The 17,715-nt window shown below is 63.1% G+C and carries 15 protein-coding genes; 2 read left to right on the top strand and 13 right to left on the bottom strand.

Annotation, left to right across the window (positions count from 1 at the left end; genetic code table 11):
* The first annotated feature begins 164 nt into the window (after nucleotides 1-164).
* The gene (locus tag FFA61_RS08380; protein ID WP_005963040.1) at nucleotides 165-938 is read left to right on the top strand and encodes an HNH endonuclease family protein; all 774 of its coding nucleotides are present in this window, start codon (nucleotides 165-167) and stop codon (nucleotides 936-938) included.
* An 84-nt stretch (nucleotides 939-1,022) separates the two neighbouring features.
* Here FFA61_RS08380 and FFA61_RS08375 read toward each other — a convergent pair whose 3' ends face one another.
* The 8 genes from FFA61_RS08375 to FFA61_RS08340 all read right to left on the bottom strand — a co-directional run bounded on the left by FFA61_RS08375 (nucleotide 1,023) and on the right by FFA61_RS08340 (nucleotide 10,763).
* Nucleotides 1,023-1,676 (bottom strand): response regulator transcription factor, encoded by a 654-nt coding sequence (locus tag FFA61_RS08375; RefSeq protein WP_005963042.1) that lies wholly within the window; start codon nucleotides 1,674-1,676, stop codon nucleotides 1,023-1,025.
* A complete protein-coding gene (locus FFA61_RS08370) occupies nucleotides 1,673-2,854 on the bottom strand; it encodes a sensor histidine kinase (RefSeq protein WP_005963044.1) in 1,182 nt (393 codons plus the stop codon). The genes FFA61_RS08375 and FFA61_RS08370 overlap by 4 nt, the downstream gene beginning before the upstream one ends.
* 103 nt (nucleotides 2,855-2,957) lie before the next feature.
* Nucleotides 2,958-3,773 (bottom strand): ABC transporter permease, encoded by an 816-nt coding sequence (locus FFA61_RS08365; protein WP_005963046.1) that lies wholly within the window; start codon nucleotides 3,771-3,773, stop codon nucleotides 2,958-2,960.
* Nucleotides 3,774-3,936: 163 nt separating this feature from the next.
* On the bottom strand, nucleotides 3,937-4,854 hold the full coding sequence (locus FFA61_RS08360; protein WP_005963047.1) for an ABC transporter ATP-binding protein: 918 nt from the start codon (nucleotides 4,852-4,854) through the stop codon (nucleotides 3,937-3,939).
* 213 nt (nucleotides 4,855-5,067) lie between these two features.
* Nucleotides 5,068-6,996, bottom strand: a complete 1,929-nt coding sequence (locus FFA61_RS08355) for a dipeptide ABC transporter ATP-binding protein (RefSeq protein ID WP_005963050.1) — start codon at nucleotides 6,994-6,996, stop codon at nucleotides 5,068-5,070.
* Entirely contained in the window at nucleotides 6,993-7,961 is a 969-nt protein-coding gene (locus FFA61_RS08350) for an ABC transporter permease (protein WP_005963051.1), read from the bottom strand. Before FFA61_RS08350 ends, FFA61_RS08355 begins: the two co-directional genes overlap by 4 nt.
* Nucleotides 7,954-8,880, bottom strand: coding sequence for an ABC transporter permease (locus FFA61_RS08345; protein ID WP_005963054.1), 927 nt, complete (start codon nucleotides 8,878-8,880; stop codon nucleotides 7,954-7,956). The genes FFA61_RS08350 and FFA61_RS08345 overlap by 8 nt, the downstream gene beginning before the upstream one ends.
* Before the next feature lie 275 nt (nucleotides 8,881-9,155).
* Nucleotides 9,156-10,763: a peptide ABC transporter substrate-binding protein gene (locus tag FFA61_RS08340; RefSeq protein ID WP_005963057.1), complete on the bottom strand. Its 1,608-nt coding sequence runs from the start codon at nucleotides 10,761-10,763 to the stop codon at nucleotides 9,156-9,158.
* A gap of 596 nt (nucleotides 10,764-11,359) precedes the next feature.
* Here FFA61_RS08340 and FFA61_RS08335 point away from each other — a divergent pair.
* The gene (locus tag FFA61_RS08335) at nucleotides 11,360-12,451 is read left to right on the top strand and encodes a carbohydrate kinase family protein (protein WP_005963059.1); all 1,092 of its coding nucleotides are present in this window, start codon (nucleotides 11,360-11,362) and stop codon (nucleotides 12,449-12,451) included.
* Between the two features lie 195 nt (nucleotides 12,452-12,646).
* Here the strand turns inward: FFA61_RS08335 and FFA61_RS08330 are convergent, their stop codons facing one another.
* The 5 genes from FFA61_RS08330 to FFA61_RS08310 all read right to left on the bottom strand — a co-directional run bounded on the left by FFA61_RS08330 (nucleotide 12,647) and on the right by FFA61_RS08310 (nucleotide 17,440).
* Nucleotides 12,647-13,681 (bottom strand): putative endonuclease domain-containing protein, encoded by a 1,035-nt coding sequence (locus FFA61_RS08330; protein WP_005963062.1) that lies wholly within the window; start codon nucleotides 13,679-13,681, stop codon nucleotides 12,647-12,649.
* Nucleotides 13,682-13,940: 259 nt separating this feature from the next.
* On the bottom strand, nucleotides 13,941-14,861 hold the full coding sequence (locus FFA61_RS08325; protein ID WP_040313591.1) for an ABC transporter substrate-binding protein: 921 nt from the start codon (nucleotides 14,859-14,861) through the stop codon (nucleotides 13,941-13,943).
* Between the two features lie 79 nt (nucleotides 14,862-14,940).
* A complete protein-coding gene (locus FFA61_RS09545) occupies nucleotides 14,941-15,885 on the bottom strand; it encodes an ABC transporter permease (protein ID WP_005963068.1) in 945 nt (314 codons plus the stop codon).
* The gene (locus FFA61_RS08315) at nucleotides 15,882-16,568 is read right to left on the bottom strand and encodes an ABC transporter permease (protein ID WP_005963071.1); all 687 of its coding nucleotides are present in this window, start codon (nucleotides 16,566-16,568) and stop codon (nucleotides 15,882-15,884) included. The genes FFA61_RS09545 and FFA61_RS08315 overlap by 4 nt, the downstream gene beginning before the upstream one ends.
* The gene (locus tag FFA61_RS08310) at nucleotides 16,565-17,440 is read right to left on the bottom strand and encodes an ABC transporter ATP-binding protein (RefSeq protein WP_005963074.1); all 876 of its coding nucleotides are present in this window, start codon (nucleotides 17,438-17,440) and stop codon (nucleotides 16,565-16,567) included. The genes FFA61_RS08315 and FFA61_RS08310 overlap by 4 nt, the downstream gene beginning before the upstream one ends.
* Nucleotides 17,441-17,715: the final 275 nt, after the last annotated feature.

Genomic DNA, 17,715 nt, shown 5'->3' with positions numbered 1-17,715 from the left:
CCACAAGGGGACGAGGGCGGAGTCGCAGATGCCTATGCCTTGGAGGACAATATGCCTCCGCAGGGCTGATGCTTCCCCTCCGCTGAATCTTCGGGCTGCGGAGGGGAAGCACCAGGGAACAAGGAGCCGAGAGTGCACGTCGAGTACTCGGAAGGAGAAGAGGAATGAGGCGGCGCAGGGGCCGAAAGCCCACTTTTGGGGACTGGATCATTGCTGTGATCGCCGGGATGCTCCTCCTATCCGTCTTCGTCGCACCTGTGCGCACATGGGCTTCGAACGCCGTCCGGGGAGCCGCTGAGCACTGGGGACTGGAACTGCCCTGGGACATGGGGTTTTTCGGCTCGTCCGCCGCAGATCCGCTCGAGGGACTGCCTGATTCACCGGAGATGAATGAACTCAAAGCCCTCAGCGTCCGCGAATCCGAGCGGGGCGGAGCGCCGAAATATGATCGTTCCGAATTCGGCCCGGCTTGGGCGGATGAGGACCACAATGGCTGCGACACGAGGAATGACATTCTCGCGCGCGACCTCGCCAGACCAAGCTTCAAAGAAGGCACGCACGATTGCGTTGTCCTCAAGGGGAGTCTGGCCGAGCCCTACACGGGACAGATGATCGAGTTCCAACGAGGGCAGAACACCTCCTCGCTCGTTCAAATCGACCACGTGGTCGCCCTCGGGGACGCCTGGAGATCGGGCGCCTGGCAGTGGGATGCCGCCTCAAGGCAGAGCTTCGCGAATGATCCGCTCAACCTCCTCGCCGTTGACGGGAAGACGAACCAGGACAAGGGGGCGGCCTCAGCGGATGAGTGGATGCCCCCGAACTCCGCTTTTCACTGCGAGTACGCGAGACTCCAGGTTGCCGTGAAATCGAAGTGGGGCCTGTCGGTCACGCAGGCGGAGCGCACGGCCCTCGCACGCGCCCTCGCCACCTGCGAGTGAGCCTGAGGGCTTTCCCGACGAAGGGAACGGAAGACGAAAAGGCTGCGGGCTGGGCGCGAACAACTCCGGCGCGGGCAAGGGGGTTCAGAGCCATCCCTTCTCAGTCGCGAGGCGAAGGGCCTGCGCCCGTGTACGGGCATTCGTCTTCAACATCGCCGATGAGACGTGATTGCGGACCGTTCCTTGTGATAAGCCGAGTTCGGAAGCGATATCCGCGAGGGTCCCGCCCTCGGCGACACAACGAAGGACCTCGGCTTCGCGTTCCGTCAATGGTGAAACGCCGAGCGAGAGAGTCTCCACAGCAAGAGTCGGATCAATGACCCTGTGGCCAGCATTGACACGACGAACCGCCTCGGCGAGCTGTTCGGAGGGGGCGTCCTTCACGATGAAGCCGCTCGCCCCCGCATCAAGGGAGCGCTGGACATAACCGGGACGGCCAAAGGTCGTGAGCATGAGGACACGAGTCCCGGGGAATCTCGTGCGAATCGCTTCACAGGCCGCGATGCCGTCCATGACGGGCATTTCGACATCCAGAAGGACCACGTCGACGGGGCGGGTGCAAGCCGCGCCCGCAGGCGCCGAATCTTGGGAGCATGCCATGCCCCCGAGGACTTCCAGGGCTTCGCGACCATTACCGGCCTGTCCGCACACCTCGATGTCCGGCTCCAATGAGAGCAGGGCCGCGAGGGCACCGCGCACCATCGTTTGATCGTCAACGACAAGGATCCTCAGGCTCATTCGACGCCTCCGAATCGCAGCTCGAGCGTCCACAGATCAGCCTCGCGCCCCCACAGGAGGCTCCCGCGCGAGCCGACGCGATCGCGCAGCCCTTCAAGCCCTGAGCCGTCGGCCCGGCCGAGCTGGTCCGAGCTGCGGTGAAGAGGATCACCGAGCCGCAAGGCCTGCCTTTTCGCCCCGTCGTTCGTCACCGTCACGCTGTCCTCGCGCACCGTGATCGTCACGGTTTTTGCATCCGAATGACGGAAGGCGTTGATACAGCCCTCCCGAATGACATGCGCAACGAGGGATGACGGCGTTCCAGGGGCGGGATCGCCTTCATGAACGACATTCAGTCGAATTCCCGCGGCATCGAGGATGGCGCGCGCGGATTCGATCTCCGTCTCAGGCAGGAGCGTCCGATTCGCGGCGACGACATCGCGCACATCGGCGAGGGCTGTGCGCGACATCTCGGTGAGGTCGTCGATCTGGGCGCGGGCCTCGTCAATTCGTCCCCCGTCGAGGAGACGTCCCGCGAGGTCCGCTTTCACGGTGATCCCGGTGAGAGTCTGACCGAGAATGTCGTGCAGATCGGCGCTGATGCGGGTGCGCTCCCGTTCGCGTGAGAGGGCGAGGTTCTGCACCATTGCAACCTCTTTCGTGCGATCGTGGTCGATCATGAGACGAGCGAAGACGCACACGAGGGTCGTGATCGTGACACTGATAATAGGGAAGAAGTTCAATACCGGACTGAAAAGCAATTCAAGAGTTCCGAGGGCCACAACGAGAGCGATTCCGGGGGCCACCCAGCGTTTCGGTGCTTGGAGCGCAATCGGCGAGAGCACGTAGGAGAGCATGTAGACCCCGCCCCCGCCGCCCGTGTTCGTCGCGGTGATGAACATGGCGATCTGGAGGGCGAGGATCACGAAGATGAAGGCGAGGAAGACCCACTTGCCGGAGTCATTCGCAGGTCCCGACTCATTCACCACCCAGGATGCGGAGTACACGAAGCCGAGGGCGATCACTTCGATGAAGAACGCGCGTGCGATCGGATGATCTAGGCCCATGTCGAGGGCCGAGGCGATCGGGAATGCGAGGAACGCGAGGAACGGCAGGGCCCAGGCTAGTGAAATGAGTGTGCGGATCGGCAGTCCGAGCCAGCGGCGTTCCCCTTCAGATGCTGTGGGCAGTGCGATCATCACGTGCCTCCTTACCGAAATGACACTACCCGAGTACAAGTGCTCTGAGGGCGGTTGATCCGAGGGCGGGAACGAGTCTCTTGGCTTTGCCTCTCATGCCCGATCACCTGCCGGTGTCGTGCCTTTGCGCCCATATTGAAAGGGCGAGGAAGGTGATCATCCAGAAAAGGTAGTTGCCGAGCCAACCCCATTCGAAGGAATCCCAACCGAATAAGGGTGTCTGCACCATGGAGACGAGCCCGTAGAAGGGCGTGTAGGGTGCGAGGCTCTGCCAGAAGCCCCCCATTTGCTCCAAGGGGATGAACATGCCTGCGGCGAAGGAACCGGTGACGGTGAATGCGCTGGTGAGGGCGAAGGCGCCGTCGGAGCGGACTCCGAAGGCGCAGGCCAGGCCGAGGGCGATCGGCAGCGCGGTCACGGCGACTATTAAGCCGAGGGTACTCGCCCACGTGGTGCTCTCCATCCGCGCACCGCTTGCTGCGCCCACGCAGAAGACAATCCCCGTGACGATGAGCGAGACCAGCATCGACGCGATCACACGTGCTGCGATGAGCGCGCCAGAGGAGATCGGCGTGAGCGCGTAGAGGCGGGTGATTCCACTGGTGCGTTCTAGTGCGACATTCGTCCCCATCGAGGAGGCCGTCATGATCGTCCCGTACACCGCCATGTTCACTAAGACGATCGCCGAGACATTCGAGTTCACGACCCATTGCTCCTGAGCCTCCGAACTCGTGCCGAAGATCAGGTACATGAACACGGGAAGCCCGATCGCAAAGCCCAGTGAGAAGGGATTCGTGAACAGTTTCCAGAAGGAGAACCAGAGTTGGACCGGGAAACCTCTCCATCCCGAGCCGGGTGCGCGTTCGACGAGGGATTCGTCGAGGGCGGAGGAGGAAGGCGTATTCGCGGCGACGATCATGGGGTATTCCCTTCTGTGGGATTTCACAAGGACGGGGATCAGGGGAACGGGCTCCGCTTGTAGGAGGAGGGGAGGTCGTCCATAGCTGCGGAGACGGCTTCGCCATGGGCTCCTCTTGTTCGGGGAGAGGGCGTTCCGAAAAGGGGGAGAAAAGCGGATCGCCTCAGGAGGTCAGGGTGCTGAAGGCATCCTCCAAAGATGCCGGGACGATCTCGAGGTCGTGCGCGCCTTCGATGTGAAGGAGGAGAGCTGCGGCCTCGTCCGTATTCTTCGCCTCAAGGGTGAGCAACGCATTCTCGTCAGGAGCGGTGCTCCACGTGATGCAAAAGTCGCCAGAACCCTCCAGACCGCCCAGGAGGTCGGCTGCGCGATCGCGTTGCAAGTCGGGGATCCTGATGCGGAGGGTTTTCGCCGAAACGGAGCGGCGCAGTTCATCGGTCGGAGCATCAGCGACGATCCGACCGTCTTGGATAACGACGGTGCGCTGCGCGAAGCTCTCGGCCTCGGCGAGGTAGTGGGTGGCGAACACGATTGTTCGGCCGCGTTGAGCCTGGCGTTGCATGAGGTCCCAGAATTCACGGCGGGCGGTCGCGTCCATACCAGCTGTCGGCTCGTCGAGGATCAGGAGCATCGGGTCGGGCAGGAGGGCGAGGGCGAGGCGCATGCGCTGCTGCTCACCGCCCGAAAGTTTGCGGATTCGACGCTTGACTAGGTGTTCGAGATGGGTTTCCTCGATGATCTCTTCCAGTGGGAGCGTATTCGCGTGGACGGAGGCGAAAATGCGCAGGGCTTCGAGGACCGTGTAGTCCATTGGCAGGGAACCGGTCTGATGGACGACTCCGATGAGGGATCGCCGGATTGCTTCCCGGGGTGTCATCCCGAAGAGCGCCCCTTCGCCGCTCGTCGGATTCTGGAGTCCGAGGATCACGTCGATGAGGGTTGTCTTTCCGGCGCCGTTGCGGCCCAGGAGCGCCATGATCTGTCCTGGCGGTACCTTGAGGTTGATGTCGTCGAGGGCTTTTACCTTCCCGTAGCTCTTCTCGATGCGGGACACGCGGATTGCGGGAGTCGTGCTGTCCATGACTGCATTTTCGCCCGGAGTGGATCCCTTCAGAAGTGTCGGGTGTCGGAGGGCTTGCCATGACAGATGTCATGCCCGGTGTGCGCGGCATTTCGATGTGCTGCCCCAAGAGGTTTCAAAGCTAAGAGCCTCCGTACACAAGAGCGCCGCGCAGGAAAAGTCTGCGCGGCGCTCCCAGTTGATGCCGAGGGGGTCCCGAAGGATCGTGAAGGATCAGAGATTGAGTTGAATCTTGCGGCCGGGAACCGCTTCGATGAGTTCTCTCGTGTAATCCTGGACGGGGTTCGCGAACAGGGCGTCCGTGGTGTTCTTCTCGACGAGCCTGCCCTTTTCCATGACGACGACATCATCGGCGATCTGACGGACCACCGCGAGGTCGTGGGTGATGAAAAGGTAGGACAGGCCGAGTTGGGCTTGCAGATCGTTGAGCAGGTAGAGGATCTGGTTCTGCACGAGGACATCCAGGGCGGACACGGCCTCGTCGAGGACGATCACCTCAGGATTGAGTGCGAGGGCGCGCGCCACTGCGACGCGCTGACGTTGACCGCCGGAGAGCTCATTCGGGTAGCGGCGCATCGCGGAGCGGGGCAGTGCGACCATGTCGAGGAGCTCGGAGACGCGTTTGACGCGCAGCTTCTTCGGGTTGAACTCGCTCTTCTCAGCGGAAGAGAGCTCGCGCCCGGCCTTCTTCGCACCCACAAGGGTGGTGATCCACTCTTCGGGATCGCGGCCGGTCTTCATGGCGCGCGCATACTCCTGTTCGGCGTAGGCCAGGGTGCCGTATCCGTGGACGCGCAGGGGCTCTTCGATGACTCTAAAGATTGAGAACATCGGGTCAAGAGAACCGTAAGGGTTCTGGAAGACCGCCTGCAGGCGGCGACGCAAAGCGAAAAGCTCCTTGTCGTTCATCTGCGAAGTGTCCTGGCCGTCGAAGAAGACTGTGCCGGAAGTGGGGGATAGGAGCTGGAGGACCATGTTCGCGGCGGTCGACTTTCCGGAGCCCGACTCGCCGACAACTGCGAGGGTCGTGCCGCGCCGCAGCGCGAAGGACACGTTGTCAACGGCGAGGAGCTTCTTCGCCTCGCCCCTGGAGCCGCGGATGTCGAACTCTCGGGTGAGGTTTTCGACGCGCACAATCTCCTCGGTCGAGGTTGATCCCTTGCCGGCGCCGATGAGTTCCTCGTCGGTGACGTTGATCCCCTTCGCGTGGGCTGATTCGATGCGCGCAGATGCCAGGGAGGGGGCTGCGGATACGAGGCGCTTCGTGTAGGGGTGGCGCGGGTGCTGGAGGATGTCGAGGGCGGGGCCGGACTCGACGATGCGACCGCGGTGCATGACGACGAGCTGTTCGGCGCGTTCGGCGGCGAGGCCGAGGTCGTGAGTGATGAACAGGACAGCAGTGCCCAGATCGCGAGTCAGGGTGCCGAGGTGGTCGAGGATGCGGCGCTGAACGGTCACATCGAGGGCCGAGGTCGGTTCATCCGCGATGAGGAGTTTGGGGCGGGCGGCCATGCCGATGGCGATGAGGACTCGTTGGCGCATGCCGCCGGAGAACTCGTGGGGGAATTGCTTGGCACGACGTTCGGCGTCGGGAAGTCCGGCCTCTTCGAGGAGTTCGGCGACGCGGGCTCCGGTCTCGGTGCTCGGTACGACATTGTTCGCGGTCAGGGCTTCTTTGACCTGCGTGCCGATTTTCAGCACGGGATTGAGATTGGACATGGGGTCCTGGGGGACCAGGCCGATGCCGGAGCCTCGCAGGTGTACCCATTCCTTCGAGCTCAGGTGCGTGATGTCCTTACCGGCGAATTCGATGGTGCCCCCGGTGACCTTACCGGTGCCGGGCAGAAGGCCAATGACCGCTGCGGCGGTCGTGGACTTGCCGGAGCCGGATTCGCCGACGATCGCGACGGTCTGGCCCGGATAGATCGTGAGGTTTGCGCCGCGAACGGCGGGAACGACACCGGTCGAGGTCGTGAAGGTGACCTCGAGGTCGGTGATCTTCAAGAGGGGGTTCTGGTCCTCGGGGTGGAAAGAGGCGGCGTCGAGAATCGAAGCGGATTCGGTGCCATCACCGAGGACGGTGCGGGTGATCGCCTCTTCGAGGGCGTCCTCGTTCATGGGAGTCTGGTTCTGCTCAGTCACTTGCGGGCCTTCGGGTCGAGGGCGTCGCGGACGGCGTCACCCATCATGATGAAGCTGAGAACGGTGAGGGCGAGGGCGAGCGCCGGGTAGAAGAGCACCATCGGGTTGGTGCGTAGCGACGCTTGCGCGGCGGAGATATCAGCGCCCCAGGAAACGACCTCGGGTGGCAGACCGATGCCCATGAAGGACAGGGACGCCTCGGACACGATGAAGGTGCCCAGGGCGACGGTCGCGTACACGATGATCGGCGCCATTGAGTTCGGGATGATGTGGCTGAGGAGGATACGGCTCTTGGAGGCACCGGTTGCGCGTGCCGCGGTCACGAATTCTTCATTCTTCGCGGACATGACGGCGCCGCGCGTGATTCTTGCGATCTGGGTCCAGCCGAAGAGGGAGAGAACGGTGATGACCATCCAGATATTGCGGTTGTCTTTGAACATCTGCATGAAGACGATCGCAGCGAGGAGCAGGGGGATCGCGAAGAAGATGTCGGTGATGCGCGAGAGGAGCGCGTCGAACCAGCCGCCGAGGTAGCCTGCGGCTGCGCCGATCACACCGCCGAAGAGGACGACGAGGATTGTCGTGAACACGCCGACGGAGACGGAGGCGCGGGCGCCGTAGATGACGCGGGAGTAGATGTCGCAGCCCTGGCGGTTGAAACCGAAGGGGTGGCCGTTTGAGGGGCCCTTGAGGGAGTTGGACAGTTCGCAAAAACGCGGATCCTGGCTCGTGAAGAGGCTCGGGAAAGCGGAGATCGCGAGGGCGATGACGATGATGGTGAGCGCGATCCAGAAGATCGGGCGTCTACGCAGGTTCTTCCACGCCTCTCCCCACAGGGATGAGGGGGCTGAGTCATCTGCGACGGCGTCGACGGCGCCGAGCCCGGTTTCGTCGATGCGGGAAACGTAGTGGGCCTGGCCTGCACGGGTACGCGCAATATTGGCGGAGGGAATGAAGTCACTCATAGCGGATCCTCGGGTCGAGCACGGCGTACAGCAGATCAACGACGAGGTTCGCGATGATGTACACGAGAACCAGGACGGTGGTCACGGAGACGACAGTGGCGGGCTCGCCTTTGATGATGGCTTGCCACAGTGTGCCGCCGACGCCGGAGATGTTGAAGATGCCCTCGGTGATGATGGCGCCGCCCATGAGGGCGCCGAGGTCGCCGCCAAGGAAGGTGGCGACGGGGATGAGGGAGTTGCGCAGGATGTGGCGCGTCATGACGCGGCCGTTGGACAGGCCTTTCGCGCGGGCGGTGCGCACGTAGTCGGCGGAGACGTTCTCAGACACCGACTGGCGGGTGAGGCGAATGACGTATGCGAGGGAGACTCCGCCCAAGACGAGGGCAGGCATCGTGAGGGATTTGAGGGTGACGTGTGCGCCGACGGTGGTGGGGAAGATTCCGAGTTTCACACCGAGGAGGAATTGGAGGACGAAGCCGAGGACGAAGGTCGGCACCGAGATCAGGAGGAGGGAGACGACGAGGATCGTCGAGTCGAAGATCTTGCCGCGACGGACACCGGCGATGACACCGAGGAAGATGCCGAGGATCGCCTCAATGGCGAGGGCGTAGAGCGCGAGCTTCACGGTGATGGGGAAGGCCCGGGCCATGACGGCGGTGACTGGCTGACCGGAGAAGGTTTTGCCGAAGTCGAGGGTGAAGACACCCTTGAGGTAGAGCAGGTACTGCATCCAGAAGGGTTTGTCGAGGTTGTACCTTGCGGAAATCTCGGCGTAGGCGGCGTCGGAGAGACCGCGGTCGCCTCCGAGTGCAGCGACGGGGTCACCCGGCATGAGGTACACCATCGCGAAGATCAGGAACGTGGCTCCGAAGAAGACCGGGATGGTCTGGAGGAGTCGCCGTCCGATGTAGCGAAGCATGGACAGTCCTTTGGATGGGGACGAGGGGGTGAGCCCTCGTTGTGAATCGGTGGGTTCGTTCGGTTTTTTGCCTTGGCGAGGAAGGTGAGGATCGGACCTCATTGTTCCTGAGCGAAGACTTACTCAGGGCATCATAGGGTAAAAGAACGGCAAATGTCTGTTTCGGCTGGTCAAGGATGAGCCAAATTCCCTTTTATATGCCCGGTGGCGGGTGGGAGTTTCCCACCCGCCACCGGGAGTTGAAGGCGCTCATTCCGGTGCGAACCGGGGGCTGCTCAGGCCTTCTTGGTGATCTGGTTGTACACGGGCACGGACTTCCAGTTGAAGACGACGTTATCGACCTTCTCAGACCAGCCGCCGACAACATTGGCGTACCACAGCGGGATCACGGGGAGGTCCTTGAACAGGACTTCCTGTGCCTGGTCGAGGATCTTGTTCGATTCCTCAGTGGAGGTCGCGGAGGCGGACTCCCTCAGGAGCGAGTCAAGCTCGGCGCTGGAGTAGTCGGTGTCGTTGGAGCCTGCGCCGGTGCCGTACAGCGGGGCGATGAAGTTGTACTTGCCCGGGTAGTCGGCCTGCCAGCCGGTGCGGAAGGCGCCGGTGATGGTGCGGTTCGTGACCTCGGTGCGCAGGGACTTGAAGTCCGGGTAGGGGGCGCCGACGGCGTCGATCGAGAGGGTGTTCTTGATCGAGTTGGTGACAGCGTCGACCCAGGCCTGGTGTCCGCCATCGGAGTTGTAGCCGATGGTGAAGGTGCCGGACCACGGGGAGATGGCGTCAGCCTTCGCCCAGAGTTCCTTGGCCTTCTCGGGGTTGTAGCTTAGGACTTCAGAGCCCTTGACGGAGGCGTTGTAGCCGTCAACGACCGGCGAGGTGAAGTCCTTGGCCGGGGTGCGGGTGCCCGAGAAGATCGTCTCGGTGATGGTGTCACGGTCGATCGCGTAGGAGAGTGCCTGGCGGCGCAGGTTGCCCTCTTCGCCGGAGAAGTGCTCAAGCTTCTGCGGGATTGCGAAGGACTGGAAGATCGCCGCAGCCTGGTTGACCGAGCGTCCCGAGAGGTCGGCTTCGAAGGTTGCGAAGGCGGAGTCCGGGATGGAGTCGAGGACATCAAGGTTGCCGGAGAGGAGGTCCTGGTAGGCCGCGTCCTGCGAAGCGTAGAAGATGATGTCCACGCCGCCGTTCTTCGCGACATTGTCGCCCTTGTATTCCGGGTTCGGAATGAGGTGGATCTGGGCGTTGTGCTCCCAGCCGTTCTCGGCGACCATGTAGGGGCCGTTGCCGATCGGGTTCTCGCCACCCTTCTCCATGTCTTCGAGGGTGGAGTCGGGGAGCGGAGCGAAGGCCGAGTAGCCCAGGCGCTGGGAGAAGTCCGCGGTCGGGGCCTTGAGGGTCACGGTGAAGGTGTAGTCGTCAACGACCTCGAGGCCGGTAAGGTCACCGGCGCCCTCTTCATCGGCGCCCTGGATGGGCTCGAAGAAGAAGGAGGAGAGCATGGCCTCGGAGGCGCCCTTCTTCCATGCCTCGACGAAGTTCCTGGCCTTCACTTCGGTGCCGTCGGAGAACTTCTGGCCCTTCTTGAGGGTAATGGTCCAGACGGAAGAGTCCTCATTGGGTTCGATCTTTTCGGCCATCTCATTGTGGACGGCACCCTTGGCGTCGTAGTAGACGAGGCCCGCGAAGATGAGGTCGAGGATCTTGCCGCCGCCGGTCTCGTTGGTGTCGGCCGGGATGAGCGGGTTCTGGGGCTCGGAGCCGTTCGTCGTGATGATCGCGTCCGAAGCGCCCTCGCCGGTGGTCGCGGAATCGGCGGTGCCGCCCGAGCAGGCGGACAGGCCGAGGGCGAAGACGGCCGGGACTGCCAGCCAGGTCTTCTTGAGGTTCATGAAGACTCCTCTGATTAGATGGGTCGATCCTGCGTCGTTCAGACACAAGTGCTCGTCGAGCCTATCGGGCCCCGAGAGCGACTTGCCTTTGCACACCCCCTAGGGGATGTTGCGGTTCGGTCACGAAGTGTCATGATTCAGCAAAGAATGTGCTCAAAATGCCTGTTGAAGTGCGGATATGGCAATTTCTTTACCTTTGCTGAGTTTTCGCTTGTGGCGTACGTCTCAGTGCGTAAAGTCCAAAAGGTGAAATACTGCAGTCAAGATGTGGGATGATCTGGGAGTTGTCTCGCCCTCCTCGTGTGAAAGCACTCTTCCCGATCTGCCTGCGCGTGTGAAGCATCCTCGCCATTCGCTTCCACCTTCCTCATCAGAGCCTCGTTCTGCCTCGAGCGCGAAGAACTTTGTGTGCGTGTCGCCGACACGTCGAGCGATCTTAGGTTCTGTCCGCGCGCGATGCATCCTCCCCGTGCAGACTCCCATCACAAAGCTCCCCTCTCGCCTTCCCAAGGCTGTGAAGCGGACTACAGTGAGGACCAGCCACGGCGCGCGCATCCAAGCATCCAAGCGGCGCCTCGAACTCTCGAAGGAACGCGATGCCCCTCGGAGAATCACCGGCCCCCACCCCGAAGGTGTGCGTCGCTGGACCTCTCGTCCTCGCCCTCGTCATGGGTCCGCTCGAGCATGCCCCCCGCGCAGGGGAAGAACAGATCAGCCCGACCTCCTCCATCGCCCCCGGAGGGTCTGCGAACCAGGCGATCGCGCTCGCACGCCTCGGACTCGACACGGAACTCATCTGCTCCATCGGCATCGACGAGGCCGGGGCCCTGGTCCGCCAGATGCTCACCGCACACCATGTCGACTTGGAGCATGCCGCCAGAGTCCCCTCCCAGGCCATCACCGTCGCCCTCGGATTCGAAGGGGACCGCGCCCTCACCACCAGCGGAGACCTCAAAGTCCCCGCCCTTTCGAAGCTGCGCGCAGCGCCCCACGCCCTCGTCGCTGAACTCGGAGTGCTCGCGGACAACGCAGATACGCTGAGCGAATGGAGGCAGCGCGGCTGCGTTGACAGGATCGGTGAGGGCGGTGAACTGATCGACCGCACCTGGGTCCTGTCCGAATGCCGCTGGGACCCGACGGGGCAGTGGAAACAATCGGACCTGGATCCTCTCAAATACGTCGACGTGTTCTCCTTGAATGAGCACGAAGCCGTGTCCTACACGCGTAAATCGGATGCGAAATCAGCTGCCCGCCAACTTCTGTGGCAAGTTCCCAGCGTGGTCGTCACTCGCGGGGCCGACGGCGTCTTCGCGGTCATCGACGACGAGGAGATTTCACTGCCCGCAGCTCCCGCTCGGACGATTGACCCGACTTCGGCCGGACACGCCTTCTCCGCGGCCCTCGTCTATGCGCGAGTCAAGGGCATGCACCCGAGAGCTGCCATCTCCATGGCAATGCTCGCAGCCGCCCGTTCAACGGAATCAATGGGCTCCTTCCTCGCAGCCCCGACCCTTCAAGAGCTGTGCGAGTGGACGAAGACCTGTGACGTGCCCGAGGGCTACGACCTGGCTTTCCTTGACCTCGCGCAGGAGTCTGCCGAGTCGGCTTCGGATCAGGAGGATGCGGGATTGTCCGATGAGGACCCGCGAGATGGTTCTGCTTTCGAAGTCGCGACCGATATCGCGTAGGGGTTGCCGTACCGGAGCTGAAGACCTAGCGGCGCTGTGCTGGTCTTGCGTGAGTGGAGGGGTCTGCGGGGGCTTGGACGCTGGCTGACAGGGGGCGTCCTGCTTGCTCTTGCGTGAGTGGAGGGGTTTGCGACTTGTGGAGGGTTTATAGCCCCTCCACTATTCGGTATCCCCTCCTATTTCAATTGGGGTGCTTCAACTGAGGTCGTGCATCATCAATGCCCACAGACGCTGAGCCTCACGATCGCGGGAGCCCTTCCACCGTCCGCTCCCGGTGATCCGCTCGACGACCCGCCCGCGGAGGCGACGAGGGTCGAGCAAGTCGTTCCAGCCGATGCGGATGATGAGCCACCCCGCGTCTTCCAGGTACCGCTGCCTCGCCATGAGCTCGGCCTGTGCGCGGCGGAACTCCTCCGGAGTCTTCCCCATCTTCACGACTCCGTCGAACTCGAATCCGATCCTCGCCCCTGGAAGGGCGAAATCGATGAAGTATCGCCGACCGGCGACGATGACCTCGTGCTGCGTCTGAAGGCCCAGCAGGCCGATCGTGCTGAGAACCGCCAGTGCAGCCGACTCCCCGGCGCTCTCGCATCCCGCATCCGCATGGGCGAGGACGAGCCCGGCGCGTCCACGGCCGTGCAGCGCGCCGAGGGAGTCGAGGCATTCGAGGAGGCCGCTGCGCGCCCGGGCCTCCCGCGCCCTCGAGGCCGGTATGTCGAATCTGTCGAAGGAGGAGAGGCGCCGGAGAATCCCCGAGACGGCGACGAAGCCGTCGAGGAGCGGCCTCCTCGCGGTGAGGAGCACCGCCGTGTGGGCGAGGGCGTCATGAGCGATCCCCGTCGGCGACTCGACGACGGGCGGCAGTGAGCCCGCGCGGCACTGCCTCACGGAGACCGGAGAGATGCGGTGCGGGCCGAGACTCACCGTGGGGAGAGCCGTTGTCGAGTAGCGGCCGGGAACCCGCACGTGCACATCGGGATTGCGTCTCCACATCGGAAGATCCTCCAGGATGAGGACGGACTCCATTGCGAAGGCGTGCGGTGCCGACAGGGCCGCGTCGACGGCCTCGATCCTGGCCCTGTCGACCAGATTCTGAGCATGCCAGGGGCTGAGACGCTCCGGATCTTCGGGCAGGACGACGGCGAATCCGCGTTTCACTTTCTCGATGCGGCCGTCCCCGCATTCATGGGAACCGTTGAGTCGGATGAGCTCGTAGTCCTTCGGCGCCATGCGGCAAGGATCACCCCGTCGGGCGTGACCGGCGGGGCGACGGATCCATACCTGTGGACGGGCTCCGCTATCTGCGGTGCTGTGGATGGGACCCGGCATCCGGAGGTGCGGGCGCTTGCGGGTGAGGACGACTCGTCCGAGTGAACCCGCAAACAGGAGGGGTTGGCGAAAAGTGGAGGGCCTATAACCCCTCCTCAATTCGGCATCCCTTCCTTTTCCGAGGGGAGAGGGGGAGAGCGGCGGAAGAATCGAACGCGAGTCAGCGTTCCGCGATGATCCCCTCCGAGATCAGCCACTCGCGTGCGATCGTCTGCGGTGAGGCCGCCTCCTCGGTGGACCGCCGATTCATCTCAATGAGGTCAGCCGAATCAAGCGCCGCTGACACCGCGTTGAGAGCATTCACGGCCCCCGAGCCCAGTCGCTCGGAGACGAGTGGTACCACCCTGGAGGAAAGGAACATTCCTTTCGGGTCCTCCAGAACTTGCAGCTCCGGGTCCGCCAGAGCCGGGTCTGCCGAATACACGTCAATGAGCTGGACCTGATTGTTCTTCAGGGCTTTCACGCTCAGAGCCCCGCCCGAATCCTCGATCGGAGTGAAAGCAACTTCGACGCCGTAAAGCTCTTTGAGGCCCTTGGGCCCGTAGGGGCGGGTCTCCAATTCAGAGTTCCCACCGAGGGTCAGTGGTCCCACCTTCGCCGCAGCCGCCGCCAAGTCGGAGATGCTCTTCAAGCCGTGTGCTTTCGCGAATTCTGCGGTGACGACATAAGAGTCCTGATCGGAGGCCTCGGCGGGAGTAAGTACGCCAAGACTTTCCGGCAGCGCCTCAATGAGTGCGGCGAGCACGTCCTCGGGAAGTGTCGCCTCTGTGTCCGGAGCGAAGTACTGCAGGAGCGAGCCCGTGTATTCGGGCATAACGTCGATCGATCCGGCCTCAAGCTCGGGCAGGTACACCTCGCGTTGGCCGATCCGGTATTGGCGATCGACCTCGTAACCCGCGTTTTCAAGGGCTTGCGAATAGGCCTCGGCGAGGATCTCATTCGAGTAATAGTCCTGCGATCCGACAATGATCGGCGCATCCTCGCCCTCCGCGCGGCCCTCCAGGGTCGCGGCGGTTGCACATCCGGACAGGACGAGGGCGAGGGCGCCGAGTGCGGCGAGTGCATGAAGCGGGTGGATCATCGCTATCTCCTCATTGATCAGATCGGTCGCGCAGTCGCGTTGGTCGTGTCGGTTGCGCATGTCGTGCTGGTTGTGCCTGTCATGCCGGTCGCGCAGTCGCGTTGGTCGCGTGGGTCACTCCAGTCGGGACGCTCCCACTGGTCGGGGCAGGTTCGTGATCGGCGTTGGGCGAAAGGGAACTGGGACCAGCGCCGGGTACGGAGGCGTGAGTGGTGTCGGGCCTCAGTGTCGGCTCCGCCGCCTCACTTCTGGCCTCAGCTGCTGAGGACGCTGTTCCTCCACCCCCAACGGGTGGGGACGCTGTTCCTCCACCCCCAACGGGTGGGGACGCTGTTCCTCCACCCCCAACGGGTGGGGATACTTCTCCGTCCCCAGCGCGTCGAGATGCCGCCCGCGAAACAAGGACCCACAATCCGTCGAGAACGAGCGCCAAGGCGACAACAAGGATCGCCCCGGCGATCATCTGCCCGTAGTCGCGTGTTTTAAGACCGATATAGAGGTATCGGCCCAAACCGGCGTCCGCTGTATAAGCCGCGAGGGTCGCAGTTGCGAGGACCTGAAGGGTTGTGGAACGCAGCCCTCCGAGGATCAGAGTGCGCGCGGCGGGCAATTCGACGAAGCGGATGATCTGCCATTCCTTAAGACCAATGGCGCGTGCCGCGTCCACGGCCCGAGGATCCGCAGAGTCGATACCGGTGTACGTCGCGGTCAGCATTGGCGGAATCGCGAGAACGAGGAGGGCGAGCACAGGCGCAGCGAGGCCGATCCCGAACCAGAGCCCCGCGAGCGTCAGCACGCCGAGCGTGGGGATTGCCCTGGCAGCACCGGAAGTTGCGACGATGAGGAAGCGGAATCTGCCGGTGTGACCGATCATGATCCCGAGGGGGAGGGCGATCAAGGCTGCGAGCGCGACAACGCCGAAAGTCAGGCCGAGGTGTTGAAGAAGTCGCACAGGGATCGAAGCTGCTCCCACCCAATGCGTCGGCTCCGCGAGCCATCCCAGGGCATCCATCAGGAGATTCATGCGTTGACCTCCGAGATCATCCGGGCCTTTCTGGTCTGCTCGAGTCGTTCCTGTGATCTTGTCCAGGGGGTGGCGACCCAGCCGAGGAGGACAAGGAGGGCATCGAGGACGAGGGCGACGGCGACAGTGGCGACGAGGCCGGATAGCACTTCGGAGATGAGGCCGCGCTGGAACCCGTCCGTGAAAAGGGTCCCCAATGAGCGGACACCGATGAAGGCCCCGACCGTCACAAGCGAAACCGTGGAGACGCCAACGACGCGGACCCCGGCCAGGATCGCTGGCAGGGCCAGGGGAAGCTCGACTTCGAAGAACCTGCGGAGCAGCGGGTAGCCGAGGGAATCAGCGGCTTCAAGGACGGAGGTGGGTAGGGAGGCGAATGCGTCGGCGACTTGACGGACGAGGACCGCGATCCCGTAGAGGGCGAGGACGATCACCATGTTCGTGTTGGAGCGCAGGGCGATCCCGACGATGACCGGAATGATGATGAGCATCGGCAGGGAGGGGATCGCGTAGAGCAATGAGAGGGCGGTGAGGAGCGTGCCGCCGAAGCGTTTCGAACGGTTCGCCCACCATCCGATGGGCACACTGATGAGGCTCGCCGCGAGGATCGCGGGCAGTGCGAGGGCGAGGTGTCGGAGGGTCAACTCGCCGAGGAGGGCAAAGTTTTGGGTCAGCCAGTTCATCGGGCCCGGTCCTCTTCAGCGTGCGTCGGGGAGTCCGAAGTATGGGAAGGCGCATCGGGGTTCGCGCGCGCCAATAGCCCCAGCGGGCGCCCCTCCGGGTCTGTGACGAGCTGTCCAGCTGGGGTTGCGATCGAGTTCAAAGGGCGAGAGGCCTGCGAGGATACGAAGGATGCGACGAAATCATCGGCTGGATTCGCGACCAGTTCTGGGCCTGTTCCGACCTGTGCGAGTCGCCCTCCTTTTGCGAGCACGGCGATCGTGTCCCCAAGGATGAATGCTTCATCGAGGTCGTGTGTGACGAACAGGATGGTCGTGCCAGTCGAGTCGCGAAGGCGCCTGATCTCCGCTTGAAGATCCGCACGGACCAGGGGGTCGAGGGCGCCGAAGGGTTCATCCATGAGGAGGATGTCCGCTTTGTTCGCGAGAGCGCGAGCGACGCCGACACGTTGACGTTGACCGCCCGACAATTGGCTCGGATAGCGGCGGGCGAGTGAGGGCTCGAGGCCGACGAGTTCCATTAATTCGAGGGCGCGGGCTTTCGCTGCGCGTCTGCTTGCGCCCTCAAGTCGGGGGACGGTGGCGATATTGTCTGCGACATTCCTGTGAGGGAAGAGTCCAGCGTCTTGTAGGACGTAGCCGATGGAGCGGCGCAGCTTCACAGGGTCCATTGCGGCGACGTCTTCGCCTCGGACGAGTACGCGCCCCGAGCTTGGTGAGATCATGCGGTTCACCATCCGCATGAGGGTCGTTTTCCCGGAGCCGGATGAGCCCAGGAGCACGGTTGTCGTGTGGGCTCCGACTTCGAGACTCACATCCTCCAATGCGCTCGTGCCATCGGGGAAAGTGTGGCTAACGTGCTCGAATCGGATCATTCGATTGATTCTCCTCGGGTGGTTTCGCCTCCAGCGTGATGATGCCGGTCGACGAGGACGATAATGCGCGGCGGGCGAGTGGAAGTGCGTGCCTCGTGCAGTGTTCGGAGCCGATGCATGTGCGGATTGGTGTTCTTCTCGTATGTGCTTCGAGCGCGTGGCCCCGTCCTCGTCACTTACTGTCGCATCTTTCATCGTTTCAAGCGCGGCGAAGAATGCGGAACCGGCCGACCCCGAGTGGGATCGGCCGGTTCTCTTCGAGTCAGAGCACTGCT

Source organism: Schaalia cardiffensis F0333, from assembly GCF_005886435.1.
Classification (GTDB): domain Bacteria; phylum Actinomycetota; class Actinomycetes; order Actinomycetales; family Actinomycetaceae; genus Pauljensenia; species Pauljensenia cardiffensis.
Note: the sequence above shows the minus strand (reverse complement) of the source record. Positions and strands in the feature narration are given on the sequence as shown.